Source organism: Candidatus Woesearchaeota archaeon (assembly GCA_018303405.1).
Classification (GTDB): domain Archaea; phylum Nanobdellota; class Nanobdellia; order Woesearchaeales; family JABMPP01; genus JAGVYD01.
This window is the reverse complement of the sequence record JAGVYD010000009.1, coordinates 274,811-298,571: the sequence shown is the minus strand read 5'-3', so window position 1 is coordinate 298,571 and position 23,761 is coordinate 274,811. Positions and strand designations below refer to the sequence as shown.

Below are 23,761 nucleotides of genomic sequence, written 5' to 3'. Positions count from 1 at the left end.
AGGTTAATGCCGTATGAGGATATAGATTATTATTTGTGGCTGGCTTTTTTCCTCAATAATTCCACCTGGCCTGCTGGGTCGTTGCTTTTGAAAACAAATGACCCTGCAACAAACAAATTTGCGCCTGCCCTGGCGCAGTCAGCAATGGTCTTGTCATTGACTCCGCCGTCAACCTCTATGTCCCCGTCCCATCTTGCCCTGATTTCCTTGACTTTGTCAAGGCATTCGACGATGAATTTCTGCCCGCCCCAGCCAGGATTTACTGTCATTACTATGACCTGCTCAAGGTGTGGAAGGTATTCGAAAACACTGCTTGCCGGCGTTTCGGGATTGATTGCCATGCCTGCTTTTTTGCCAAGGGCTTTTATCTGCCCAATCACTTTCATCGGGTCCTTTGCTGCTTCAACATGGAATGTGATGATGTCTGCGCCTGCATCTGCAAAGTCCTTTATGTACAGTTCCGGATTTTCGATCATCAGGTGCGCATCAAGCTTCAGTTTTGTCCTGATATCCTTCATTACAACTGTCCCAAAAGAGATGTTTTTCACAAAATGCCCGTCCATTACATCAATCTGGATCAAATCAGCATTTGCAACCTTGTCCACATCCTCCTGAAGCCTGCCGAAATTGGCTGATAATACTGACGGCACAATCTTGATTTCATGCTTTCCCATGATATGCCACAGCCTCCTTTGTCAATCCGTGTTTCAGTCCTGTCCTATTTTTCCATTAATGCCTTGCAGATCTCTGCTGCCTCTGCCTTTATGTTCTTGGCATTGTATATGGCCCTTCCAATAATTGCATGCCATCGTTCGCCTGCTGCCTTTGCTGATTCGCTTAGCTTCCCTCCCTGGCTTATCAGGCCAGGCGAATAAAGAGTGGGCTTGACAACAAGGGACTCCAGAAGATGGCGGTAGTACATTATTCTTTCAGGCTTGTTTCCGGGCACGACAAAATCCAGGACTCCATTCCTTGCGGCAATTTCGTATATTCTCCTGGGCGCATCATCGGAAATAAACCCTTCATCCGATGCCATGTATTTGGGGTGCGTCATTTCCCCGCCAACAATAACCGGCATGGCTTCCTCATTTGCAGCCTTAATCCATTCAAGCTCAGTTGCCGGGCCTGATTGCGGGAAAAATATGACCGCATCTGCGCCAGATTTCTTGCAGGCCTGCACAAATTTTAATCCGGTGTCGGGTATGTCGGTTGCCGCTTTTTGGTGGTCATATATTATTGGGATATCGGTGATTTCCCGAATGGTTTGTGTGACTTGCTGCATGCCATAGGGGATCACGAGCTCGAACCCAATTTTATAAGCCCCTATCCCGTCAATGGAGCATGTTTCCTCAACAATCTCCCTCATCCTTTCAATAGTGTCAACATCAAGTGAGGGGATTACACTTTTGTCCTGTTTGATGATTTTCATTGTCATGCCCTGCTTTTCTGCATTGCTTGTTATTATGCTAATTAAATTTTTCCGACCATGCTTTTGGGTCAGCGTGCCATTCCAGGAGTGTTTTTTTCTGCATTTCGTCTATGTAGCCTGTGCTTACTGCCTGCTCAACAAGAGTATTAAAGTCTGATAGCGCATGCAATGGGCAATCTGCATCAGTGAAAAGCTGCTCTGCCTTGGGCATGCTGTAGGTAAAAATGGCCATGCATGCAACAACCTCTGCGCCTGCATCCTTTAGCGCATTCACTGCATTTACAGAGCTTCCGCCAGTGTTGATCAAGTCTTCAATAACAAGGACTTTTTGCCCCTTTTCGAGCTTGCCCTCGATTTGGTTCTGCTTGCCATGGTCTTTTGCCTCAGACCGCACATAAATCATCGGCTTGCCCATTTCCTCGGCAAGCAGGGCTGCATGCGCAATTCCTGCTGTTGCTATGCCTGCAACAATATCAAAATGATGGAATTTTTCTTTTGCCATGGCGGCAAACGCCCGGATTATCTCCTTTCTTTTGTCAGGATAAGACAGGATTAGCCTGTTGTCGCAATAAATCGGGCCTTTGCTCCCGGATGTATAAGTGTAGGGCCTGTCAGGGCTGAGCGTGACTGCCTTTAATTCCAGCAAAAGCTTGGCAACCTTTTCTGCGGTTTTTTTATGTTCCATCTCCATCCTCCCCGTTCATGCCCCTCATTTTAACCAAAAGTCACTTCTTCACTCATTATGTGGTGAATCTCTCCATTGTCATGAACAACCTGGCCGTTCACTATTGTCATCACGGGCCACCCCTTGAGTTTCCAGCCATTGAAGGGGGACCATGCGCACTTTGTAAAAAGCTTGCTGTTTTGCACTTCCTTTTCCATATCCATGTCAATAACTGTAAGGTCTGCAAAATAGCCTTTCTCTATGCGGCCCCTGCCTTTGATTTTAAATATTCTTGCTGGATTTTCTGATGTTAGCTCCACAAGCCTGTCAAGGCTGATTTTTTTCTTGTTAACAGCATCCAGCATCAGCGGAAGCACAGTCTCAAGGCCTGGCACGCCGTAGACAGTCCCCAATTCTTTTTCAGGCGCTGTATGAGGGGCATGGTCTGTCCCGATTGTGTGAATCAGCCCTTTTTTGATGGCCTCCCACAGGGCATTTTGGTCATCCTTGGGCTTCAGGAAAGGCTTCATGGTGTTGTACTGGTTCGCGTCCGCGCTTGTCAGGAAAAGATGGTGCGGCGTTGCCTCTGCAAAAACATTCCTCATTTTGTGCCTGTGCAGCATGGCCATTTCTTCCCTTGAGGATAGGTGGCAAAGATAAAGCATTGTGCCTGTTGATTTTGCAATGGCCATTGCTGTTTCCACATTCTTGCCCTCGGCATGCACGGCAACGGCTTTTGAGTTTTCAAAGACCTGTTTAATCTTTTTGTGGTCAGTGACAGTCATTTTGCCTGTTGACTCATCCATGAATATTTTCACAGATGCAATGTTTGACTTCCAGGCTTGCTGGATTTCGCCGATATTGTCCCCGTCTGTGCCAAAATGAAACCCATAGTTGACAATTGATTTTGTCGCAAGGTTGCGCTTGACATTTAGCGCAGCAACAGAGGTTATAGGCGGCCTGTTGTTAGGCATGTCAAGGAAGGTTGTAATGCCTCCTGCAGCTGCAGCTTTTGACCCTGAGAAAAAATCCTCCTTGTACTCAAAGCCAGGCTCCCTCATGTGGACATGGGGGTCAATCAGGCCAGGCAGGACAATTTTGCCTTTCACATCTATGATATTTTTGCGTGCTGTGAGGCTGTTGGACACTTTTTTTATTCTGCTGCCTTCAACAATGATGTTTTTTTTTGTGAGTTTGCCCTTGGACAGGACCCGGGCATTCTTGATTACTAGCATTTTGAAATTGCGCCAATTATATGGTTTATCAGTTGGATGTTTTATCAGCTGATTTTTCCAAGCACCAGGGCAAGCAACGCCTGCCTTACTGGTATGCCGTTCCTTGCCTGCTGGAAATAGAGTGCATAGGGCGTATCGTCAAGCTCAGGGCTCAGCTCATCCACCCTTGGCAAGGGGTGCAGTATTTTCATGTCTTTTTTTGCGAATTCAATTATCCTTTTGTCCACGACATAGACCCCTTTGTGCTTTTCATACTCAGCAGGGTCAAGGAACCTTTCTTTCTGTATCCTTGTATCATACAAAATGTCAAAGTGCTTGAGGGTGCCGTAGAAATCATCTGTTTCATGGTATTCTATTCCCTGTGAGTCCAGTGTCTTGATTTGCTCAGGAGGCATTGCAAGCGACCTGGGCGAGACAAAATAAAACCTGGGCTTGAAATGTGAGAGAGCTGTTACCAATGAATGCACAGTCCTCCCGTATTTGAGGTCTCCGAGAAAGCCGACAGTAAGGTTGTCAAGCTTGCCCTTTGCTTTTTTGATTGTGTACATGTCAAGAAGGGTTTGAGTGGGGTGCTGGTTTGGGCCGTCTCCTGCGTTTATTACAGGCACATCAGCATTGTCTGCAAATATCTGCGCTGTCCCGGGAGTCGGGTGCCTCACAGCTATCACATCACAATATGTGCTGGTTATCCTGGCAGTGTCAGCAAGGGATTCGCCTTTTGTCATTGATGTCAGGCTCGCATCCCCAAAGCCCAGGACTTTCCCGCCGAGCCTGTACATTGCGCTTTCAAATGAAAGCCTTGTCCTTGTTGACGGCTCGATAAAAACAGAGGCGAGTATCATCCCATTAAGGAGTGTTGGCCTGGGCTTGGTTTCCAGGCCATGCGCAACCTCGAGGATATGGAGTATGTCTTCTTTCGACAGGCTGTCAATTGAAATTATGTCCCTTCCCTTGAAACTCATTCTAACCCCCTTTAGCCGGGTATGCTGCCCGGGCATGGTTATGCCGAACTGGCTTATAAATTTTAGTCTAATTTTGCCAAATTTGCTTAATTGTGACAGTGTTTGGCCCAACACAGCCCTGAAACGTCGGTCAGCCATGCCCGTCAGTCATATTCATCCCATGATTTTATTGCCAGGTCCTTTGGCTGCTTCTCATTAAGAGCGTCCAGGAAGGCCTTGGTCAGCTGGATATTTGTGAGCAGCGGGACTGAAAAGTCCACTGTCATTCTCCTGATAGTGTAATCATCATCTATCTCCACATTTTCAAGCTCCTCCGGCGCCTGGTCAGGAACATTGATGACCATGTCCAGCTTATCCTCCTTAAGGTAGTCGAGAGTGTTGGGCTTTTTCTGCTCATGGATTTTGTATAGCATGGTATTCTTGATGCCGTTGCTTGCCAAAAACTTTGAGGTGGACTCTGTTGCATAAATCTTGAATCCTTTTGTATAGAGGCTCCTGATGCCTTCCAGGATCTCAAGCCTGTTTGCCTCGCCTGATACGCTTACCAGCAGCGATGATTTCGGCAGCTCAATGCCTGTTGATATGATGGACTTCAAAAGAGCCTCTTGCGCATCGTCTCCGATGCATGCCACCTCTCCTGTTGATGCCATCTCTACATTCAGGATTGGGTCAGCGCCGCGCAGCCTGGAAAACGAGAACTGCGGCGCCTTTATCCCGACATAATCAATGTCAAGGAGCGCGCTTTGCACGGCCTCAACCGGCTGCTTCATGATTATTCTTGTCGCCATGTCAATGAAATTATGCTTCAGCACTTTTGAGACAAATGGGAACGATCTTGATGCCCTTAGGTTGCATTCAATTACCTTCACGTCATTATTCTTGGCAATGAATTGGATGTTAAACGGCCCGTTGATTTTCAGTGCGCCTGCTATTTTCCTGGCAATTCGCTTGACCCTCCTGATTGTTTCTATGTAGAGCTTTTGTGGAGGAAGCACCATTGTCGCGTCCCCTGAGTGCACGCCGGCATTTTCTATGTGCTCTGTTATGGCCCAGATCAGGATTATGCCGTCCCTGGCAACAGCATCAATCTCAATTTCCTTTGCATTTGTAATGAATTTTGAGATTACAACAGGGTACTCTTCAGAGATTGTGGCTGCATTCTTGAGGTACACCTCAAACTCCTCTTCATTTCGCGCAACATTCATGGCCGAGCCGCTCAGGACGTAGGATGGCCTGACCAGGACAGGATACCCCACTTTCTGCGCAAATGATTTTGCATTAGCAAGGTTCTTCAGCTCTTTCCATTCGGGCTGGTCCACTTCCAGCTTTTCCAGCAGGCTTGAGAATTTCCCCCTGTCCTCAGCTGCGTCAATCCTGTCAGGAGGCGTGCCCAGGATTGTCAGGCCGGCGTTGTGGCATTTCAGGGCAAGGTTGTTTGGAATCTGCCCGCCCATGGAGATTATCATGCCTTTTGGGTTTTCCTTTTCATAGATGTCCAGCACTGTTTCAAAGCTGAGCTCGTCGAAATAGAGCCGGTCACAAATGTCATAGTCAGTGGAGACAGTCTCAGGGTTGTAGTTTATCATCACAGTGGTGTAGCCCATTCCTTTTAGCGATAGGACGCTGCTCACGCAGCACCAGTCAAATTCCACGCTGCTTCCGATGCTGTACGGCCCTGAGCCCAGCACAATCACTGTATTGTCCTTCTGCACCTGTATTTTTTTGTAATCAAGGTCATCTTCCACCCCGTTGTATGTAAGGTACAGGTAATTTGTCTGCGCAGGGTATTCAGCCGCCAGGGTATCAATCTGCTTTACGCACGGCAAAACCCCGAATTTCCGCCTGAGCTTTCGCATGTCTGCCTCGGAATTCCTGAAGATTATTGACAGCTGCTTGTCAGAAAATCCAAGCTGCTTTGCCTCCAGGATATCTGATTTTGTCAGGGAATCATGCCTTTTGCCTGACAGCTTTTTCTTCAGCTCAACGATATTCCTGAGCTTGTAAAGGAACCATTTGTCAATCCTGGTAAGCTCATGGATTTCATCAACTGTTATCCCCTTTTCCATGGCAACTTCAATGGCAAACAGCCGTTTGTCAGACGGGTTCTGCAATTCTTCCCTGACATCCTCAAAGTGCATATTATTGCAGACAACCCCGTACATCCCGACCTGCAGCATCCTTATTGCCTTTTGCAGGGCTTCCTCGAATTTTCGGCCAATGGCCATGACCTCGCCGACAGATTTCATCTCTGAGCCGATTTTCCTGGAAACCTTCCTGAACTTATTGAGGTCCCATCTTGGGATTTTCACAACAATGTAGTCCAGCGCAGGCTCAAAGCATGCCATTGTCTTTTTTGTGATGGAATTCTGGATTTCAGAAAGTGAGTAGCCCAATGCAAGCTTTGCAGCAACAAAGGCCAGTGGATACCCTGTTGCCTTTGACGCAAGCGCAGAGCTCCTGGACAGCCTGGCATTGACTTCGATTATCCTGTAGTCGTCGCTTTTTGGGTCAAGCGCATACTGGATATTGCATTCCCCGACGATCCCAAGGTGCCTGATGACCCTGATTGCGATTTCCCTCAGCTTGTGGTATTCATGGTTTGTAAGGGTCTGCGAAGGCGCAACCACAATGCTCTCCCCTGTATGTATTCCCATGGGGTCAAAGTTTTCCATGTTGCAGACAGTGATGCAGTTGTTGTATGAATCCCTCACAACTTCATACTCGATTTCCTTCCAGCCATGCAGGTATTCCTCAATCAGCACCTGGTTTGTGAATGAAAATGATTTCTGCACCATCTCGACAAGCTGCGCCTCGTTCCTCGCAACGCCTGAGCCCCGGCCGCCGAGTGCATATGCAACCCTGGTCATGACAGGATAGCCAATCTTCTTTGCCATTTCTTTTGCCTGCTGGATGTTTGTAACAGCCCCGCTTCTCGGGGTTTTGGCTCCAATCTCATTCAGCCTGTTTACAAACAGCTTCCTGTCTTCTGTGTCAATTATGGTTTGCACCTGGGTACCGAGCACCTTTACATTATGCTTCTGGAAAACTCCCTGTTTGTGCAGGTCAACTCCGCAGTTCAATGCTGTCTGCCCGCCAAAGGAAAGCAGGATTGCCTCGGGCTTTTCCTTTTCAATGACCTGAGCGACAAACTCCGGGTTCACCGGGAGGAAATACACCTTGTCTGCAAGGTGTTCGCTTGTCTGGATTGTCGCAATATTTGGGTTGACAAGGACTGTCTTGATGCCTTCTTCCTTCATTGCCTTGATGCATTGGCTTCCGGAGTAGTCAAATTCGCCAGCCTCGCCTATCTTAAGAGCGCCGCTGCCAAGTATCAGGACTTTTTTTGGCCTAATGATTTGCTTGGTTTTTTTGTCGGGGCCCGGCATTTTACAACAGCCTCTCCTTGCTGAATTTTGCAAAATAATTGAAGGTTGGATAGTGGATTTTGTTTTTCCTGCCAAAGCCTGCTATTTTCTCCCTTGGCAAAGTCATGAAATCAGTCACTTCTGATTTTTGCAGCTTGTACTTCCCGTCGTAAGTTAGACTGTAAACCTTGACAAACAGGTTTTCTTCGGGGATTTCAATTCTCACTTTTCTTATGAGCTTCAGGTTGGGATCTGTAATACCAAGCTCCTCCTTGATCTCCCTTTTGGCTGCTGCGAGGTAAGTTTCCCCGGGCTTCACTGCCCCGCCCGCACCCAGTTCCCAGCAGCCTGGAAAAACAATCTTGCTTTCAGTGCGCTTGAGCAGGGTAAACTCCCCTGACTTGTTTTTTATGAAAATCCTGACTGCCCTGAAATATTTCCTGTTTCTGATCACGCTTTCCCTGTCTGCCTTGCCAATCAGCCTGTCATTCCTGTCTACAACAGCAACCTCTTCTTTGGCATCCTTTTTTGCCATGGTTTTTTGCATTGATTTTGTTTTTCTCTTATTTCGCATTTTTCCTGACCTTCTCTGTGAATATGTCAAAAAGAAAATTTGTGTCAACGGGGCCCGGCGCGGCCTCGGGATGGAACTGGACTGAAAAAAACCTTCCGCTTTCGTGCCTTATCCCCTCATTGGTTCCGTCATTTGCATTTTCAAACCAGGGGTGCCATCCTTTGGGAAGCTTGTTTGTGTCAACTGCAAAGCCATGGTTTTGTGTTGTGATGTAGCATCTTTGCGTGCCAATTTCCTTGCAGGGCTGGTTCTGCGATCTGTGGCCGTACTTCAGCTTGTAGGTGTCTCCGCCTGCGGCAAGCGCCAGCAATTGGTTGCCCAGGCAAATCCCAAAAGTTATGATTTTCCTGTCCAGCAATTTCTTCACATTGTTGATTGTGGCCTTGCACATCTTTGGGTCGCCTGGCCCGTTTGAGATCATCACACCGTTGAATTTCATGCCAAAGAAATCATAATCCCATGGAACACGTATGACTGTCACGTCCCTCTTTATCAGGCTCCTGATGATGTTGTATTTTGCGCCGCAGTCAATCAGCACAATCCTGGTTTTTTTGCCCTCGTTGTAGACAACCGGCTTTTTTATGCTGACCTCGTCAACGAGGTTGCGCTTGTTTGGGTCGTCGAATGCCACGGGCCCCTGGTTTTCAATCTTGCCGAGCATCACTCCCTTTTCCCTCAGCTTTTTTGTCAGCATTCTTGTGTCTATGCCATAAAGCGCCGGAATCCCCTCTTCCTTCAGCCAGTCAGAAAGGGATTTTGCCGCATGCCAGTGGCTGTGGTTGAATGAATAATCGCTTATTATCAGCCCTGCAATGTGTATCCTGTCCGACTCCAGGCTTTTCAGCAGGCCGTTTTCCATTTCATGGTCAGGCACGCCATAATTGCCAATCAGTGGATAAGTCAGGACAAGAATTTGGCCCCTGTATGACGGGTCTGTAAAGGCCTCAGGATATCCCACCATGCCTGTGTTGAATACAACTTCCCCTGCAACAGACCCGGTGGAGCCAATGGATTTGCCATAATAAATTGAGCCGTCACTGAGAATTAAGCTTGATTCCTGTGAAGATTTATTGTCCCCCATTAAAAAAATATGGTGCGTGCCCGCCCTATTTAAAGATTGTCTTTTGAGCTGGGCCCACCCCCTATAAAGGCACCATAAAGGCAGAAAAATTAATGCGGATAAATAAGCCCGGCATCATGCCATACTGTTGGTGCCATTGCCAATATGAAAAAAAATTATTTGGAATTGTTCCATGGGTGTTGTTGCCATTTTTGAATAGTCCTAAATCTTTTAATAATGTCTTGATTATTTTATTACTCGGTGGGGTGAATGGCTTTTTTAGGGTTTTTAAAGAAAACGAATAAAGGGGTTTCAAACCAAGGCGAACTTGATTTACCGCCGCCTCCGCCATTGCCAGAGCATGGCGATTCTTTCCCGGACATGCCTCCTGCAGCCAGGCAGGCAAGCAAAGGCATGCAGGCTATGCCGCCGCAGAGGGATTTCCCTCCGCTGGGTCCGCCACCAGGTGGATATCCAGATGAAGCAGGGGCACCGCCTTATGCGCAGCCGCCGAGAATGGCTGACAGGGATATCATGGGAAAGCCGTTTTCTCCGGAGATAGATTTGCCCCCTGACAATTTCCAGTTTGATTCTGCTCCAGGATTGAAAAGCAGGGAAGAGCTTGGCCTTGAGCCTGAGAAGGATGATTGGACAAGTGATTCCGCACAGATACAGGAGCCTCCGCAGATCAAGGGCATGCTCCCTGAGCAGGAAATGGAGCTGGAAGCACCGCCTCGCGCAGCATCAGGTCCTGAAAAGTCGCCGTATGTTCCGGAGCCCATTGATTCTTCTGACAATGCATTCTTCGGGCAGGAAAGCCAGGATAGTGAGCTGGAGCCTCCTCCAAGGCCAGCTGCGCCTGCAGCTTCTTCAGCTGACTTTTTTGCTGCTGAAAGGACTGATATGGAGGAAGGCAGGAGGAAGAGGCAGGCCAGGGGCCCGCTTTTTATCACCATGACTGATTACAAGGACATACTTGAAAAAAATGAGTTTGTCAAATCAAAGCTGAAAGAGGCAGGCGATACAATTGAGAGAGTCACCGGCATAGAAGCCAATATGGACAGGGAATTCGAAAGCTGGAGGCGCAACATAGCAGACCTGCAAAAAAGATTTTTGCTGGTGGACAAGAAAGTTTTTGAGCTCAATGAATGAGGGTGATAATGCATGAGAAAAGAAGGGGCCCAGATTTTTGTGAAGGTGGACGAATACAAGGACATACTGGAGCTGGTTGGCACCATCAAGGCAAAGCTTGAGGATGCAAAGGAAACCCTCAACAAGATTAATGAGATGAAAAACGATGAGGATTCAGAGCTTGACCTTTGGCATACTGAAATTGAAGAGATTGAAAAGAAGGTTGAGCATGTTGACAAGGTCCTGTTTGAGCCCGAGTCACTTTAAGGTTGATCTGCTTGGCGACTAAAAACAAATCTGAGGAGGAGAATTTCTTTGTCGGGATAGAAAGCCCCCTGGAACTGCGCAGGCAGCTCCTTGAAGCCTCGAAAAAGATGGTGGATGTCCTGAAAAGGTATGAGATGTTCAGGGAAAAAAGGGAAATGAAAAGGCTGATGATTGAAAAGCTGAAAAAGAACATGGCTGACATCGCCAAGATGAATGCAAAGCTGAAAAGTCTCCTCCCTAAGACCAGCATCAGGCTGGGCAAGCCAATGCAGGGCCAGGAAAGGCCGTCTCCGAGGGTTTCTGTGGAAGAGGAGAAGTCGCCTGCAACAGAGATGGAAAGGCTTGAGCTTGAACTGACCGACATTGAAGGGAAGCTGCACAAGCTGGGCAGATAATATTTTCTAAGATAGTTGTGAATTCCATGGCAAAAAAAGTCAAGGCATCGCATATTCTTGTAAAAACCGAGTCAGAGGCAAATGTGGTTTATTTTGACGTGACGCATGGAAAAAGCTTTGAGGAAGTTGCCCGTGAAAAATCAATCTGCCCGTCCAGGAAGCATGGCGGCGATTTGGGCTGGTTTGGAAGGGGCCAGATGGTCAGGGAGTTTGAGAATGCCGCTTTTTCAATGGAAAGGGGCCAGATCTCAAAGCCAGTGAAATCCCGGTTCGGCTGGCATATAGTCAAGCTGGTTGATGCACAGTAAATCTTAAAATTTATTAAGGCATCCGCCCCATAGTCAGATATGATTTCCAATGTCAGGTATATCTGGTGGGATTTGGATGGAACTCTCTACAAGATGCCGCCTGAATTTGAAAAGGTGAAGTATCAAAGGAGATTTCAGTTGTATTCTAAGATAACAAAGAAGCCTATTGGTGAAGGATTGAAGTCTGAATATATGGGGCTTTATAGAAAACATGGCAGCCATTCATCAGTATTCATGACTCTTGGGAAATCCAAGGATTTTTGGCAGGAGGAGCATCAAAAAATTGATTTGATGCCTTTTATTCATCCGGACAAAAGGACTGTTGACATGTTTAGGGCATTTGAAACCATGCGCATTGGCCACTCCATATTCACCAATAGAAAGAAAGCTTTTGTGAAAAAAATATTGTCGCACTTGGGCATTAATCCAAAACTGTTTCAGCATATTCTGACAAATGAGGATGTAGAAAGGCCAAAACCTTATCCTGACGGGTTCAGGAAGATGGTAAAGCTGACCAGGCCAATTCCGCCTCAAAATATTCTCTATGTCGGGGACAGGGTCGAGGCTGATATTATTCCGGCAAAAAAAGAGAAACTTCTGACCGCATTGGTTTGGTCAGCTCAGAGAAAAACAAAGGCAAACTTGACATTCAGGCATGTTGCTGATGTTATTTCGTTGTTCAGGTGAATTCTTTTTTGGAAAGTGCTGAATTTGATAATTAAACAGAAATCCTGAAAATATTTTGCAGGTTAAATTTCCACCGATTTCAGCGGGACTGGCTCAGCACTTGGCCGCGATGGTCAGACTCAAAATTGACAATATAGTTAACAGCAGACAAAGGCATTTCATATCTTCTGATGATTACATTCCCGCGCAACCCTTCCGAAGCTTTAAGCATCTCATATTTATCCTCAGGTAATCCGTCCCTTGTGTCTATTTTGGGCAGTGTCGCCAGTGCATCTATGGTGCTCCGCCCGTCAGGGTCAGCAAGAGTGATATACTGCAGAGTCCCATCTCCAGAAGGCGAAACATTTTCAATTAAAACATCCTTTAATGAAATTCTGTCCAGATAGCTAAACACATGGCCTGCAAGATAATCATTGAGTTCATGGACATCATCAAAATGATACATCCTGTTGTTAAAAAGAAGCGTCAATGCGTTGAATACCAATCTTTGGGGCAAGGTAAATTTAGGTATATCAGTTTTGGAGTTTGAACTCTTACTGCTTAATGGGATTAATATTCTCTTGCGCTCCATAGAGCATATAACTGATATAAAATTTAAAAAGCTTGGCAAATGAAAAGCCAAGAAAATGTCAGGATGATAGTAGGCAAGTATAACCAATTTGGTAGTCTGAATATAAAAACCATAAGGCAGAAATCTGCTCATTTCTTGATAACTGTCACAACGATAGATTTTTGAGAATGGTCAATCTGAATTTGAGTTGGATATCTATGGCATGCTTCAATGTACTTCTCAAAAACGTCATGATAATTAGAACCATGCAGTATATATTTATTGTATACCTGATCTGCAGGAACCGCACTTTCAAATATGCCTTCAGCTGGCAAAATAATTGTTAATCTGGAAAATTTTCCCCCATTCTTAACACACCACGCCAATACATCCTTAAATTCTGTCAAATGACAGTTATTAAGCTCGCCGCCCATGACTATGAATTCTAATTCAATATTGCTTAAAGGTGATTTGCCAACATTTTGTGAATTATTGTTAAATCCTAAGTGTTGAAGCAAGTTAAATCTTTTTTGATTTCTGTGAATAATATTCAGCACTTGCTGTTCAAAATGACAATCTCCATCTAGGTAAGTTCCAAAAGATGTAATTGCCCTGGTAATTTTCGGAAATACAGGTTTACTTTTATCCAATAATTCGCTTATTGTATTTTCTTTGTTTTTCTTGATTATTTTTTTAATATACCTGACCCAGGCATCGCTTTTCTTTCTCTCTTTTTTCCCATGGATTTCAGTGTGTCTGTATACGCCTGCCACATGTATGAGAATCGGAATTGTAATCTTTTTTGCCGGCATGTTTACATTCATTATTGTGCTCTATTTATTTTTATCGCTAATAAACTTAGAGAGATGTATGCGGAGGGCAGGATTTGAACCTGCGAACCCACTAAGGGAACAATTGTCTTGATTCGAACACATATTTAATAAGTTTGCTGTTACAAGTTTCTCGACGTATTTAGATATATTTATTCGCTTTCTTTTCAGCAAATTCACAAGCTGATTTTCGATTGTGAGATTGATTCGAGTTTTCATTTTTATGCGTATGAACGATGTATATAGTATGCACATTATTGAGGAGATATTAGTATAAAAGGTTTGGTAGCCTCGACAGAGTGGAGATTAATAAACTTTAATAATATAAATAAATTATAATAGATTTGTAAGTGTTTTTAAGTAAGAATCTATTCGATTTGACTATGGGGGGGTGGTAATATGACGAGAAGAAGAGTGTCATTTTACGTTCATAAAAAAGGAAGCAGAAAAAGAAGGAAAGTATCCTTTTTTGCGTGGAGATGAATTTATGGTATCATTCTATCATTCCACAGTTCAAAAAGGAGTTATTTTAGTTGGAGAAGAGCTACAAAAACGCAAAAGAGTTAAGAAAGTGCTAACAGGAAATGGTCATCCATTGTCAATCACCGACTACAATTCAAAGTTAGTTGTTAACTATCAACCAGATGTATATTTCAAACTTCGCAATAATAAAAAAATGATATTTGAAATTCTCGATAGTGAAGAACAAAAGCAAGATATCATTATTGCAGATGTAATTCGGTCTTTTTTAGTAGAGGATGTTGATTCACTAATATTTATCTATAAGGGTGATGAAGAAGTTGAGATGAGAATTATTGAATCTCTTGTGACCATTTCAATGGGATTAGTCTATAAAGGTATTCCTCAGAACGAGTTACCTTTTGGAAAGTCGGGTGTTATTCGTATAACTAAAAAGCAAGCAATGTCTCCTGAAAATGTTAAACGAGAGATATTAAAAAGACGTTTTTCCAATATTAAATAAATAATATCCCAATTAAGATTGTAGTTACTTTTAAACGCTTCGCAGTTTTCTGAGTATTATTTTTCCACTCACTCCTAATGCATTATATTGTTTTCCAGTTAAGTTTCTCTTTCTAAGCAATGCTACAAACAGTGGCTGATATCTATCTTCAATCAACTCTAAATAATGTCTAAAAGCAGGTCTATGTTCTTTAACATAATCTCCTACATCATAGTTAGACCCATTGACTATACTAAAGAATGTTTTCCATTCTTTTGAAACAACCCGTTGTAGCTTGTCCATCTGCGGGTTAGTTAAACTATCACTACTCCTTAAGCTGTCATAAATTTCAATATAATTAATCCTGCAAAAAAATAATAAGTCTTCCTTACTGGTTTTTAGACCTTCTAAAATTTTGTCTATTTTAACTAATGTAAGTTGTTCTTTTAATTTCTTCTTATGGTCACTCTGGAATTCCTCATCTCCAAACTTGTTCACACACTCTGAACCAACATAAAAAACATTATCTGTTCCCTTTACGTTAAACCAATCTAGTTCATAAAGATAGGGTTGTGTGCAGGGACATTCATAATAAACTTCATCTTCACTGGTAGTTGCCATAAAGAATGAAAATTGCTGAAACAATTCTTTTAGAGTTGAAATTTTATTAATGTCTCTCTTATTTTCAATGAGTATATTCAGACAAACACTCACAATATTTCGCATTCGTTCAATTTTTAATGGGCTGTCTAGACAGATTTCCTTAATGTCTTTGACAATCTGTTGATGGTTTTTGAAATCAAAACTTCTTGCTTTCTCAGAATTTATATCGTCACCAACATATCTATTATCTTCTTTGTCAAAGTTCTTATAAAAATATTCCTTTGTTACTGTAAGTGACATTTTTCTTCTCCATTGCTTATTCACACAATTCTAGAAATTTACCATATATAAAGCTTGGTAGAGATACTACTCACCTTTTGACACCAAGCTGGCTCTAGCTGGGTTTCCCGATGCTTCTTTGCTTTTTACTTCTTTCTAGCTCAGTCACTAGGTCTGTTGCTGTTAGAGCTTTATAGCCATTAACAAAACAGAATTCTTTTATCGAGCATGAACTAATTATTTTCATATATAATATCTTTATATTTATCTTCATATATGAAAATCTGATTTAAGGACTACTATTTGATAGTGAAAAATAGAAAGATTTATATACTAATACATTTATAATAGATATTGAAGTAAAGTGAATTCTTAGAAATGCAATAGAGATGAAAATTAGAAATGAATGAATATAAAGATAAGATTGTCTTTAGTGATAATGGCAAAGATATAGCTATTAAAGGCGTAATTCTCAAGGAAGATAGCAACTTTGTTGTGATTTCTAAAAGCAACAAAATCTATGAAATTGCAAGAAATAGAATCATCTCTATCGAAAGAGGGGGTGATATAAAGTTATGATTTCTATTAGTAATTTGAATTAACGATTCGCTAAACTTGTTTGAATTTTGAAATATATTAGCGAGAGCTATAAAGGAGGTGATAGAATGGTAAAAGCATTCAATAAGCAAGGTCAAGATAAAATTGACTGGTGCGATTACTCATGGAATCCTGTTAGTGGATGTCTTCATGGATGTTCATATTGTTATCTCATAAGAATGGGTTATGATATGACGCCGAGATTTCATGCTGAAAGACTGAATCGATTTCATGAGATAAAAGAGAAGTCAGCTAAGATTTTTGTTGGTAGTGCTGCTGATATGTTTGGAGAATGGGTTATTGTAGATTGGATTGAAGCTGTTTTGGCTGATATCAATAAACATTCTGAGCACACATTTCAGTTGCTAACTAAGAATCCTGAGAGATATAAGTATTGGGATTGGAGAAAATATAAGAATGTGTGGATTGGGACGACACTAGATACTCAGGCAAGAGCTAATAAGAATTTGCAATTTCTGAAAGAAACTAAAGCAAATCTGAAATTTATATCATTTGAGCCATTATTAGAAGAAATAAATATAGACTTGACTGGTATTAATTGGATTATAATTGGAGCTAATTCGAATTATGATGCAGAAAAGCCAAAGCAAGAGTGGGCTGATAAGCTAATTGCTCAGGCAAGAGAGCTTGGTATTGCTGTTTGGATGAAAGACAATTTCAAATATGCAAAAAAGATAAAGGAATTTCCAAAAATTAATTGGTTAGTTGGGCAAGCAAAAATCTTGTCTTTTGTTGAAAATAGGTGATAAAGATGTTTAGTGAAGAAGAGATAAATTTGTTAAAAACATATAAAGAATATAAGAAAGAAGGACTATTTCCTTATAACAGAAAAGAGACACTGAAAGAATTGGCTGATAAACTTGGAATTGCAATAAGCGATGATAGAATTGACTTTTTGTGGCAGCTAATTGGCAATAAAGAATCTGATAATCTAGATAAATCTAGCTTATTCGATGATGAAGAATTTAAAAAGATGATTGCGGAAGGCATTCTAAGAGAGCACAATACGATTCCTGAGAAAGTCAATTTGCAGGTAACTTTCAAAGAAGCTAGTGGGAAATGCAAGAAATATCATTACTTTGCTAAAAGCAGAGAAGGTGAGCAAGTCTCATATGTAATAAATTCTGTTATTGGCTATAATGAAAATGCGGGACAGTTGCTTATGAGCTTTGAATTTCCATTAGCTTTGTCTAAGAATGCATTTATTTGCTTGGCAAACTATCTATCTGCAAATAAGAAGACTACAAATTTGAAAGATAGAACTTTTAGCGTATATAATAAGAATAGAAAGACTTACTTATGGAAAGAAATAGAAAGTCAATGAAAGAGAGAGATATTAATCAAAATAGAGAGATATTCATTAAGTGAGATATATATTAAATGATTAAGTAAGTGATTAAGCAGAATGCGACTTTGCATTAAAGAGGTGATAAATGAAGACATTTAATAGAGTGTAAGAATTAAAGAGGGTCCTTGGATTTCCAATACTGGCAATATACACTTTAGCATTTAAGAATCCAAGGGCAAACACTCTTTTTTAGTCAAATTAAACGTCATTTTACATATTAAAGGGCTTAAGGTTTCTTTCAAGTTTTCAGGACATTGAGTATTTTATACATAAAAGGGCTAGATAGCCTCTCAGCTTTTCATTCGCTCATTTCAATTGTCATAACAGAAATGAATTTTCTAAATTATTTTTACAGTTAGATACTCTCTTCCATTCAGACTCTTTTCTTTAGTTTTACTTATCTTGACAAGCCCAAAGAACTCAAGCTCTTCACAGTTATTCAAAATAGTCTGGTAGTTAGTATTGACTTTTCTTTCTAGTTTCTTGACACTTATCTCACGTTCTTCTTTTAGAATCTTGAGAATCTGCTTTTTTATCTCTAAGGGCTTACGTTTCATGTTACAATATTATACCAAGATTTATATATGAAAAGATGCCATAATATTGTAACAGGTATAACTAGGTGAGAACACGAAACAAAGAAAATTATTCTTTATTGTTGTAAGCTTGCTAATTCTAACAGCTTGCTCAAATAAAGAAAATAAGGCTATTCAAACTGCACAAGGATTTGCTATCGCCTTTCAGAATGGAGACTGGATTTCACTCTATCATTATTTCACACCTTCATTAAGGGAATTGAGAAACGAAACTGATTTCACTGTTTTTATGATTGTAAAAAGTGTGGTAGACAAAAACAATTTTCAAATAATATATGACAAGGTTGTTATTCAGAATGAAAAGGATGCTTATGCTTATTATACTGTTTCCGGCAATATGTTTGTTCAGCTCAAATCACCAGCTGTTCATTTGATATATGATAAAGGAAATTGGTATGTTGACGGGTTTGCATCATACTTTACTGATAATTGTGCTGAATTATGCTATGATTTTGATGTCTGCACAAATGAGGTTTGCAGTAAGGAGACTATTTACACTTGTGAGCATGAAAAAATAGCTGGTTGTTGCAATTACAATAGTGAATGTGACAGCACTACACCTTATTGTAGGGATAATAAATGTGTAAGCACGGAATGTAGTAGTGATATAGACTGCAAATCTGGAGATAAACCACATTGTGGAACTAATGGCAAATGTGGTGAATGTGCCTCTAATAATGACTGTCTCTCTTTCAAGCCTTATTGTATCAATAATAATTGTGTTGAATGTTCAACTGATGATAACTGCAAGGATAAAAATCATCCTGCATGTAAGAAGGGAACTTGTGTTCAGTGCACATCTAATGCTGATTGCTACCAATGGGGATGGCACGCTGGTTCCGGAGATGATGAAATACTTCTAAGAAAGTGTAAAATTAATTATGAAACCTACGTTCAACTAAATGAATGCGTAGAATGTCTTAGTGATGCTGATTGTAAACAAAATGATATACCCTATTGTTCTAAGCTATATAACGTATGCAGTGGTGTAAAACAGTCTAACTAACTAGATTGGTGTTCAATAAACACATGTTATTTGAACAGTCAAATTAGCTCACTTTACTTATAAATAAAACTCATTTTGGCAGAAGGGTTTTTTGAACACTTAACAAGTTATAGACGGTTCCAACACTAACATTAAGTTCTTTAGCAATAGTTCTTAAGCTCATGCCTTGACTTCGAAGTTGTGCTACTTGATACTTGTTTATGTCTAACTTCTTGCGTCCTAGAGCTTTACCTTGGGTCCTAGCACGTCTTAGACCAAGACAAACTCTCTCACGGATTAGTTCTCTTTCAAACTCAGCAAAGGCACCAATTAGCTGGAACATTAGCTTGCCTTGAGGAGTAGTTGTGTCTATGTTGTCATTGTAGCTCACAAATGAGATATTTAGCGAGTTTAGAGTGTCTAAGGTGTTGAGTAAGTGCTTAAGACTTCTGCTAAGTCTGTCGAGTTTCCAGACAAGCAGAATGTCAAACTTGCGTTTATGAGCATCGTTCATTAAGCAGTCAAATGAGGGTCTTGACTCTTTGCTGCCAGACACTCCTACCTCAGTATACACTTTAAAGATTTCATAGTTTCTGGCTTGACAATATTTCGTTAGCTCACTCATTTGATTTTCGACATTTTGCTCTTTAGTGCTTACTCTTGCGTATATTCCTACTTTCATTTGTCTCACCTCGAATAGTTACCGAATTAACAGAATTTAGCTCGCCCAAGTATGCCTGAGAACTTGTGCTAGTTTTCTGAGGCTGCATAACAGAAAATAGATACTCTAGCTTGTCACAAACTTTAGCATACCAGAAGTCAGCTTGTTGGCTTCTAGCTAAGTAATGATTGGCAGATATTGACCTGTTAGCTCGTCCCTGAATAAAGTCAGCTACAGATTCAGGCACACTGTTGTATATCAAGAAATTGTATTGCCATTTTCGAAGATATTTCAGCGAAAAACTGCACTTTCTGAGATGATATTTCTGTCTCAAGCAGTGATATGAATTTGTTACAGGTTTAAGCTGATTGTAGACAAACAATGGCAGATAGATATTGTTAATATTTTTAGTGTGTCGAAGCTCAGACACATTATAGCTTACATAGTTAGAATGAACAGTAAACTTATCTTTGTCATAGTCTTTTAAGAAGGACAGACATTCAACATATCTCACTCCTGAAGTAGCTAATATCAAGTAGATTAATCGCAATGCACTATGACTCTTTATTTTATTGAAAGTCTTGATGACTTCTTCGTCTATTGGGACAAAAAAGTCTTTTTTGCTTTCTTTATTTTTCAGCACTTTAAAGTATTTCAAAACAATCGCATTTTGTAGCATATCGTATTGCTCTAAGAATCTCAAGTATACTCGAGCAGTCATAATAATTGACTTTAAACCTTTAGTTTTCGTGTGTATGTATTTCTGCAATTCTATAGGGCTTTCAAATGACTTGTTGTGAAAGTGCTTCTTGTAGTAGGATTTTAAGTGTATTACGTGGCAAGAACTGTAGTTTTGAAGGTCAATAAACTCGAAAAACTGGTCTTTTTTGTCGAAATTTATGGCAAGATTATACGCATTATTTTGTGTAAAATCGTGTGTATAATTTTCAGACTTTTTGAAATTGTCGTCGATAAAATTAGAAGATGAGGTGCGGAGGGCAGGATTCGAACCTGCGAACCCACTAAGGGAATAGATTTATCATGGGTCCAGCGAACATTACGCATGGCAACTTGAGTCTATCGCATTTGGCCAGACTTTGCTACCTCCGCGAGAATCTGGCTTGGAGAAATGAAAAGAACTTCCTTTTAAAAAGCTAATTAAATGATCCCTAGTTCAAATGCGCCCTGGCAGTAAGCTCGTGTCTTTGGTTAATCAGAAATTTGCGGATCCTGGCTTATTCAGCAAACGGGTACATTATTGTCCAGAATACATTGCTTACCACAAACCATGCCCCGGCATAGAACAGCCAGGCCATGTCCTGGAATAATGGCACGGTCATTGTGCTCACCAAGGGGATATTCATGTTGAAAAACAATGCCACAAAAGTAATCTCAAGCGTGATGTCAATCACATTTGTAATCCAGTGAAGGGCAACAAGGGAAATGTGCCTGTGAATCCTGGAAAAGCTATGGAAAAAATCAAGGAATGAAAGGATCAGCGAAACGCAGAACAATATGCCCCAGAGAATATCCAGGTTTTTAGGCAAGCCAAAATACTTCCCGGAAAGTCCGACCAAGATTAAGCCTATGACAATCCCGAAAATTGAGTCTTCCTCTGCAAAGATGAGTTTCATGCTGGTAATCACCTATATCTAAGCCAAGATATTGATTAATCAGTATATAAATATTACTAAGTAAATTGATTTATCATGGAACTGGCCAAAAAAATGATAGGAACCGCATTCCACAAAACTGATTGTGCTGTTCATACAGCCCCATAGTAAATTATTTATATCCTATTGCAAGTGGATTATCTGTGATTTGAATGCTAAAGGAGATACTCTGGTTCCTCGCCGGGCTTTTCGTGGCCCACTGGCTAATTGGCCTGGTTCTGGGCTTTGTGCTTCCTTTGATTGGATGGAGCACTAACTTTTGGCTGGAATCCGCAATATTGGTGGTTTTGGTCTTTGTGTTCTACAATAGAAATCGGCCTCTTGCATACGGCATAATAGCAAATATAGTTCTGAAAATACTGGTAATGGTATTTGCATTAAGCATCCCATTTATTTAGTGTGGCAATAGCTTTTTAAACATCCAAAAGTGCCTCTTCCTGCTGACTTTATCGAATGGTATAGAGTTCGTGGGGTTTCCGAACAAAGTGAGGAAGACCCCACTTAAGTGCGTTATCAAATGTCGCTACATTTGCGGGGGTGCCGGAGTGGCCAAACGGGTACGGTTCAGGGCCGTATAGCTTAGTGCTTACGAGGGTTCGAATCCCTTCCCCCGCAGTTTTTGAGAAAAACTGCACAAAAACAAGAGAGGCATAAAGCCTCTCGACGCGATTTCCCTGTTTTTGAATTATCGCTAATGGCGCAGCTTGGGCTATCTCTGAACAAAATCATAACCACAGCACATCCAGATTAAATGTGGAACAATAATTATAAATATTAATCCTTAAAATGATCATGGCATGGTAAGAAGCCTCCATAGGGAGATAAAGGAGCTGGTTGGTTTAGTTCATAATCGTGCAGATAGGCAAGATATAATGCATAAGGCTGATGACATTAGAGTCCATTGCCAAAGACTCTTGAACGAACATGAGGAAGGGTCAAAAGTCGCTCTTTTGCTTAAAGAGATTGACAGACATGCCGAGGTCATAATCTTGAGCGGGCAAGGGAAAAATGTCAGGGGCATAGATGATTTCAGGGAGCTGGGAAGGTTCCCTGCTGTCGCATTGGAACGGGCCCTCGGAATGAATCATGCCCTAAGGGAAATCGGTGAAATTCTTAAGTTATTCTTTGACGAGACTGAAGGCTAATCCATATTGGAAATATATTTATACTGAAACAATGGCTCTTATCCTTTTATGGTTGAAATATGCACAGTAGGCGGCTTTGACGAGGTTGGGCGGAACTGCACAGCAGTCAAGGTCGGCGAGGAAGTTGTAATTTTCGACATTGGGCTGCATCTTGAGAATTACATAAGGTACACAGATGACGAGGACCTGGTTGTCTGGGACACAAGGGAATTGATAAAGGTCCAGGCCTTGCCTGACATTTCAGCAATTGAGGACTGGAAGGAAAAAGTCGTGGCCATCGTGCCCACCCATGCGCACCTGGACCATTTGGGCGGCGTCCCATTCCTTGCCAACAGGTTCAACGCGCCTGTCATTTGCTCGCCGTACACAGCCCAGGTCCTGAGCAGGATAGTAAAAGATGATAAAAGGGTGTTCAGGAGCCAGATCAAGGTGCTGAACTGCAACGGGACATACAAGATAAGCAATAACCTCAAGCTCGAGTTCTTTGAGATTACCCATTCCACTCCCCATACTGTAATGGCTTTCCTGCATACGCCTGAAGGCATTGTTGTTTATGCCAATGACTTCAAGTTTGACTTATACCCGACTCTGGGCAAAAAGCCTGATTTCGAAAGGCTGAAAAAGCTTGGGGAAAAAGGCATACATTGCCTTGTCGTGGATTCTACATATGCCGGAAGCCCGATTAAGATGCCATCTGAAAGCGTTGCAAAGCAGCTGCTGAAGGATGTCATGCTTGGGACAGATTCCAGGAAAAAGGCAGTGGTTGTCACGACATTCTCTTCGCACATTGCACGGCTGAGGAGCATTGTCGAGTTTGGAAAGAAGATGGGAAGAAAGATAGTCTTCATGGGAAGGTCATTGTCCAAATATGTCTATGCAGCTGAAGATTGCGGCATTGCCTATTTTTCCAAGGATGTCGAGATCGTAAAATACCGGAGCCAGGTCAAAAAAAGGATGCGAAAAATCATGAAAGAGGGCAAGTCAAAATACCTCCTGGTTGTAACAGGGCACCAGGGCGAGCCCAAGGCAACATTGTCCAGGATGGTTGAGGGCGAACTTGGCTGGAAATTCGACCCTGATGACCATGTGATATTTTCCTGCAAGGTCATTCCGACTGAGCTGAACAGGACCTGCAGGGATGCCCTTGAAAGCAAGCTCAACAAATTTCATGTCAGGATTTTCAGGGACATCCATGTCTCAGGACACGCCGGGCGCGAGGATATAAGGGAGCTTTTGGAGATACTCCGGCCAAAGAACATAATCCCGGCGCATGGCGACCCTGAAAAAACCGGCCAGCTCCTGACCCTTGCGGAAGAATTGGGATACAGGCGCGGTAGAAATGTATTTCTGATGCGAAACGGCGGAAGGATTGAAATCAGGCAGTGATTTCTGAAAATCCGAGTTTGCCGACGTTAAATGTGCATATTTTATGCCA

At 42.0% G+C, this 23,761-nt stretch carries 28 protein-coding genes and 2 tRNA genes; 14 read left to right on the top strand and 16 right to left on the bottom strand.

What is annotated here, in order from left to right; genetic code table 11:
* Window positions 1-29: 29 nt before the first annotated feature.
* From rpe to carA, 8 genes are all read right to left on the bottom strand, one after another.
* Window positions 30-674: a ribulose-phosphate 3-epimerase gene (gene rpe / locus J4227_03080; GenBank protein MBS3109487.1), complete on the bottom strand. Its 645-nt coding sequence runs from the start codon at window positions 672-674 to the stop codon at window positions 30-32.
* Between the two features lie 44 nt (window positions 675-718).
* A complete protein-coding gene (locus tag J4227_03075; protein ID MBS3109486.1) occupies window positions 719-1,429 on the bottom strand; it encodes an orotidine 5'-phosphate decarboxylase in 711 nt (236 codons plus the stop codon).
* A gap of 37 nt (window positions 1,430-1,466) precedes the next feature.
* Window positions 1,467-2,114, bottom strand: coding sequence for an orotate phosphoribosyltransferase (locus tag J4227_03070; GenBank protein MBS3109485.1), 648 nt, complete (start codon window positions 2,112-2,114; stop codon window positions 1,467-1,469).
* A 29-nt stretch (window positions 2,115-2,143) separates the two neighbouring features.
* The gene (locus tag J4227_03065) at window positions 2,144-3,328 is read right to left on the bottom strand and encodes a dihydroorotase family protein (GenBank protein ID MBS3109484.1); all 1,185 of its coding nucleotides are present in this window, start codon (window positions 3,326-3,328) and stop codon (window positions 2,144-2,146) included.
* Between the two features lie 44 nt (window positions 3,329-3,372).
* Window positions 3,373-4,290, bottom strand: a complete 918-nt coding sequence (gene pyrB, locus J4227_03060; GenBank protein MBS3109483.1) for an aspartate carbamoyltransferase — start codon at window positions 4,288-4,290, stop codon at window positions 3,373-3,375.
* A gap of 143 nt (window positions 4,291-4,433) precedes the next feature.
* Window positions 4,434-7,676: a carbamoyl-phosphate synthase (glutamine-hydrolyzing) large subunit gene (carB, locus tag J4227_03055; protein ID MBS3109482.1), complete on the bottom strand. Its 3,243-nt coding sequence runs from the start codon at window positions 7,674-7,676 to the stop codon at window positions 4,434-4,436.
* Window position 7,677: 1 nt separating this feature from the next.
* On the bottom strand, window positions 7,678-8,190 hold the full coding sequence (locus tag J4227_03050; protein MBS3109481.1) for an NUDIX domain-containing protein: 513 nt from the start codon (window positions 8,188-8,190) through the stop codon (window positions 7,678-7,680).
* Window positions 8,191-8,218: 28 nt separating this feature from the next.
* A complete protein-coding gene (gene carA / locus J4227_03045) occupies window positions 8,219-9,310 on the bottom strand; it encodes a glutamine-hydrolyzing carbamoyl-phosphate synthase small subunit (protein MBS3109480.1) in 1,092 nt (363 codons plus the stop codon).
* Window positions 9,311-9,559: 249 nt separating this feature from the next.
* On the opposite strand from carA, the gene J4227_03040 reads away from it, so the two are divergent.
* The 5 genes from J4227_03040 to J4227_03020 are packed head-to-tail and all read left to right on the top strand — an operon-like array spanning window position 9,560 to window position 12,077.
* Complete coding sequence (locus J4227_03040) at window positions 9,560-10,441, top strand: hypothetical protein (protein MBS3109479.1); 882 nt, start codon at window positions 9,560-9,562, stop codon at window positions 10,439-10,441.
* A gap of 12 nt (window positions 10,442-10,453) precedes the next feature.
* Window positions 10,454-10,687 (top strand): hypothetical protein, encoded by a 234-nt coding sequence (locus tag J4227_03035; GenBank protein MBS3109478.1) that lies wholly within the window; start codon window positions 10,454-10,456, stop codon window positions 10,685-10,687.
* Window positions 10,688-10,698: 11 nt separating this feature from the next.
* Entirely contained in the window at window positions 10,699-11,082 is a 384-nt protein-coding gene (locus J4227_03030) for a hypothetical protein (GenBank protein MBS3109477.1), read from the top strand.
* 26 nt (window positions 11,083-11,108) lie between these two features.
* Window positions 11,109-11,390: a peptidyl-prolyl cis-trans isomerase gene (locus J4227_03025; GenBank protein MBS3109476.1), complete on the top strand. Its 282-nt coding sequence runs from the start codon at window positions 11,109-11,111 to the stop codon at window positions 11,388-11,390.
* A gap of 39 nt (window positions 11,391-11,429) precedes the next feature.
* Window positions 11,430-12,077 carry an HAD family hydrolase gene (locus J4227_03020; GenBank protein MBS3109475.1) on the top strand — a complete coding sequence of 216 codons (648 nt, stop codon included), beginning with the start codon at window positions 11,430-11,432 and terminating at the stop codon, window positions 12,075-12,077.
* 79 nt (window positions 12,078-12,156) lie between these two features.
* On the opposite strand, the gene J4227_03015 is transcribed toward J4227_03020, so the two are convergent.
* Together J4227_03015 and J4227_03010 are read right to left on the bottom strand one after the other, a co-directional pair.
* The gene (locus tag J4227_03015; GenBank protein ID MBS3109474.1) at window positions 12,157-12,648 is read right to left on the bottom strand and encodes a hypothetical protein; all 492 of its coding nucleotides are present in this window, start codon (window positions 12,646-12,648) and stop codon (window positions 12,157-12,159) included.
* A gap of 128 nt (window positions 12,649-12,776) precedes the next feature.
* Window positions 12,777-13,439 (bottom strand): hypothetical protein, encoded by a 663-nt coding sequence (locus J4227_03010; protein ID MBS3109473.1) that lies wholly within the window; start codon window positions 13,437-13,439, stop codon window positions 12,777-12,779.
* Window positions 13,440-13,944: 505 nt separating this feature from the next.
* Here J4227_03010 and J4227_03005 point away from each other — a divergent pair.
* Window positions 13,945-14,439 carry a hypothetical protein gene (locus J4227_03005; protein ID MBS3109472.1) on the top strand — a complete coding sequence of 165 codons (495 nt, stop codon included), beginning with the start codon at window positions 13,945-13,947 and terminating at the stop codon, window positions 14,437-14,439.
* A gap of 30 nt (window positions 14,440-14,469) precedes the next feature.
* Here J4227_03005 and J4227_03000 read toward each other — a convergent pair whose 3' ends face one another.
* Window positions 14,470-15,321, bottom strand: coding sequence for a hypothetical protein (locus J4227_03000; GenBank protein MBS3109471.1), 852 nt, complete (start codon window positions 15,319-15,321; stop codon window positions 14,470-14,472).
* 381 nt (window positions 15,322-15,702) lie between these two features.
* Here J4227_03000 and J4227_02995 point away from each other — a divergent pair, with 381 nt between their 5' ends.
* The 3 genes from J4227_02995 to J4227_02985 all read left to right on the top strand — a co-directional run bounded on the left by J4227_02995 (window position 15,703) and on the right by J4227_02985 (window position 17,242).
* Complete coding sequence (locus tag J4227_02995; GenBank protein ID MBS3109470.1) at window positions 15,703-15,879, top strand: hypothetical protein; 177 nt, start codon at window positions 15,703-15,705, stop codon at window positions 15,877-15,879.
* An 86-nt stretch (window positions 15,880-15,965) separates the two neighbouring features.
* Window positions 15,966-16,664 (top strand): DUF5131 family protein, encoded by a 699-nt coding sequence (locus J4227_02990; protein MBS3109469.1) that lies wholly within the window; start codon window positions 15,966-15,968, stop codon window positions 16,662-16,664.
* 5 nt (window positions 16,665-16,669) lie between these two features.
* Entirely contained in the window at window positions 16,670-17,242 is a 573-nt protein-coding gene (locus tag J4227_02985; GenBank protein MBS3109468.1) for a hypothetical protein, read from the top strand.
* 362 nt (window positions 17,243-17,604) lie between these two features.
* On the opposite strand, the gene J4227_02980 is transcribed toward J4227_02985, so the two are convergent.
* Window positions 17,605-17,823, bottom strand: coding sequence for an HTH domain-containing protein (locus J4227_02980; GenBank protein MBS3109467.1), 219 nt, complete (start codon window positions 17,821-17,823; stop codon window positions 17,605-17,607).
* A 109-nt stretch (window positions 17,824-17,932) separates the two neighbouring features.
* Between J4227_02980 and J4227_02975 the strand changes: the two genes are divergently transcribed.
* A complete protein-coding gene (locus J4227_02975; protein ID MBS3109466.1) occupies window positions 17,933-18,868 on the top strand; it encodes a hypothetical protein in 936 nt (311 codons plus the stop codon).
* 70 nt (window positions 18,869-18,938) lie between these two features.
* Here the strand turns inward: J4227_02975 and J4227_02970 are convergent, their stop codons facing one another.
* The 4 genes from J4227_02970 to J4227_02955 form a co-directional block, all read right to left on the bottom strand.
* Entirely contained in the window at window positions 18,939-19,529 is a 591-nt protein-coding gene (locus tag J4227_02970; protein ID MBS3109465.1) for a recombinase family protein, read from the bottom strand.
* Entirely contained in the window at window positions 19,495-20,211 is a 717-nt protein-coding gene (locus J4227_02965; protein ID MBS3109464.1) for a hypothetical protein, read from the bottom strand. Before J4227_02965 ends, J4227_02970 begins: the two co-directional genes overlap by 35 nt.
* A gap of 287 nt (window positions 20,212-20,498) precedes the next feature.
* Window positions 20,499-20,618: transfer RNA gene (locus tag J4227_02960), tRNA-Leu, on the bottom strand.
* 125 nt (window positions 20,619-20,743) lie between these two features.
* Window positions 20,744-21,142, bottom strand: a complete 399-nt coding sequence (locus J4227_02955; protein MBS3109463.1) for a hypothetical protein — start codon at window positions 21,140-21,142, stop codon at window positions 20,744-20,746.
* Between the two features lie 191 nt (window positions 21,143-21,333).
* Here J4227_02955 and J4227_02950 point away from each other — a divergent pair, with 191 nt between their 5' ends.
* From J4227_02950 to J4227_02935, 4 genes are all read left to right on the top strand, one after another.
* Window positions 21,334-21,579 (top strand): hypothetical protein, encoded by a 246-nt coding sequence (locus J4227_02950; GenBank protein MBS3109462.1) that lies wholly within the window; start codon window positions 21,334-21,336, stop codon window positions 21,577-21,579.
* 133 nt (window positions 21,580-21,712) lie between these two features.
* Window positions 21,713-21,796, top strand: a tRNA-Leu gene (locus J4227_02945).
* Window positions 21,797-21,978: 182 nt separating this feature from the next.
* Entirely contained in the window at window positions 21,979-22,326 is a 348-nt protein-coding gene (locus tag J4227_02940; protein MBS3109461.1) for a hypothetical protein, read from the top strand.
* A 48-nt stretch (window positions 22,327-22,374) separates the two neighbouring features.
* Window positions 22,375-23,712, top strand: coding sequence for an RNase J family beta-CASP ribonuclease (locus J4227_02935; protein ID MBS3109460.1), 1,338 nt, complete (start codon window positions 22,375-22,377; stop codon window positions 23,710-23,712).
* The last annotated feature ends 49 nt before the right edge of the window (window positions 23,713-23,761 follow it).

What these genes read in the sequence shown, in the direction of transcription:
- J4227_03035 (MBS3109478.1), top strand. Translation starts at nt 10,454, where the DNA reads ATGAGAAAAGAAGGGGCCCAGATTTTTGTGAAGGTGGACGAATACAAG.
- J4227_02940 (MBS3109461.1), top strand. Translation starts at nt 21,979, where the DNA reads ATGGTAAGAAGCCTCCATAGGGAGATAAAGGAGCTGGTTGGTTTAGTT.
- J4227_02995 (MBS3109470.1), top strand. Translation starts at nt 15,703, where the DNA reads ATGAATGAATATAAAGATAAGATTGTCTTTAGTGATAATGGCAAAGAT.
- J4227_02985 (MBS3109468.1), top strand. Translation starts at nt 16,670, where the DNA reads ATGTTTAGTGAAGAAGAGATAAATTTGTTAAAAACATATAAAGAATAT.
- J4227_03040 (MBS3109479.1), top strand. Translation starts at nt 9,560, where the DNA reads ATGGCTTTTTTAGGGTTTTTAAAGAAAACGAATAAAGGGGTTTCAAAC.
- J4227_03020 (MBS3109475.1), top strand. Translation starts at nt 11,430, where the DNA reads ATGATTTCCAATGTCAGGTATATCTGGTGGGATTTGGATGGAACTCTC.
- J4227_03015 (MBS3109474.1), bottom strand. Translation starts at nt 12,648, where the DNA reads ATGGAGCGCAAGAGAATATTAATCCCATTAAGCAGTAAGAGTTCAAAC.
- J4227_02935 (MBS3109460.1), top strand. Translation starts at nt 22,375, where the DNA reads ATGGTTGAAATATGCACAGTAGGCGGCTTTGACGAGGTTGGGCGGAAC.
- carB (MBS3109482.1), bottom strand. Translation starts at nt 7,676, where the DNA reads ATGCCGGGCCCCGACAAAAAAACCAAGCAAATCATTAGGCCAAAAAAA.
- pyrB (MBS3109483.1), bottom strand. Translation starts at nt 4,290, where the DNA reads ATGAGTTTCAAGGGAAGGGACATAATTTCAATTGACAGCCTGTCGAAA.
- J4227_03070 (MBS3109485.1), bottom strand. Translation starts at nt 2,114, where the DNA reads ATGGAACATAAAAAAACCGCAGAAAAGGTTGCCAAGCTTTTGCTGGAA.
- J4227_02970 (MBS3109465.1), bottom strand. Translation starts at nt 19,529, where the DNA reads ATGAAAGTAGGAATATACGCAAGAGTAAGCACTAAAGAGCAAAATGTC.
- J4227_03065 (MBS3109484.1), bottom strand. Translation starts at nt 3,328, where the DNA reads ATGCTAGTAATCAAGAATGCCCGGGTCCTGTCCAAGGGCAAACTCACA.
- J4227_02955 (MBS3109463.1), bottom strand. Translation starts at nt 21,142, where the DNA reads ATGAAACTCATCTTTGCAGAGGAAGACTCAATTTTCGGGATTGTCATA.
- J4227_03010 (MBS3109473.1), bottom strand. Translation starts at nt 13,439, where the DNA reads ATGCCGGCAAAAAAGATTACAATTCCGATTCTCATACATGTGGCAGGC.
- J4227_02990 (MBS3109469.1), top strand. Translation starts at nt 15,966, where the DNA reads ATGGTAAAAGCATTCAATAAGCAAGGTCAAGATAAAATTGACTGGTGC.
- J4227_03005 (MBS3109472.1), top strand. Translation starts at nt 13,945, where the DNA reads ATGGTATCATTCTATCATTCCACAGTTCAAAAAGGAGTTATTTTAGTT.
- J4227_02950 (MBS3109462.1), top strand. Translation starts at nt 21,334, where the DNA reads ATGCTAAAGGAGATACTCTGGTTCCTCGCCGGGCTTTTCGTGGCCCAC.
- J4227_03000 (MBS3109471.1), bottom strand. Translation starts at nt 15,321, where the DNA reads ATGTCACTTACAGTAACAAAGGAATATTTTTATAAGAACTTTGACAAA.
- rpe (MBS3109487.1), bottom strand. Translation starts at nt 674, where the DNA reads ATGGGAAAGCATGAAATCAAGATTGTGCCGTCAGTATTATCAGCCAAT.
- carA (MBS3109480.1), bottom strand. Translation starts at nt 9,310, where the DNA reads ATGGGGGACAATAAATCTTCACAGGAATCAAGCTTAATTCTCAGTGAC.
- J4227_03050 (MBS3109481.1), bottom strand. Translation starts at nt 8,190, where the DNA reads ATGGCAAAAAAGGATGCCAAAGAAGAGGTTGCTGTTGTAGACAGGAAT.
- J4227_03075 (MBS3109486.1), bottom strand. Translation starts at nt 1,429, where the DNA reads ATGAAAATCATCAAACAGGACAAAAGTGTAATCCCCTCACTTGATGTT.
- J4227_03025 (MBS3109476.1), top strand. Translation starts at nt 11,109, where the DNA reads ATGGCAAAAAAAGTCAAGGCATCGCATATTCTTGTAAAAACCGAGTCA.
- J4227_02980 (MBS3109467.1), bottom strand. Translation starts at nt 17,823, where the DNA reads ATGAAACGTAAGCCCTTAGAGATAAAAAAGCAGATTCTCAAGATTCTA.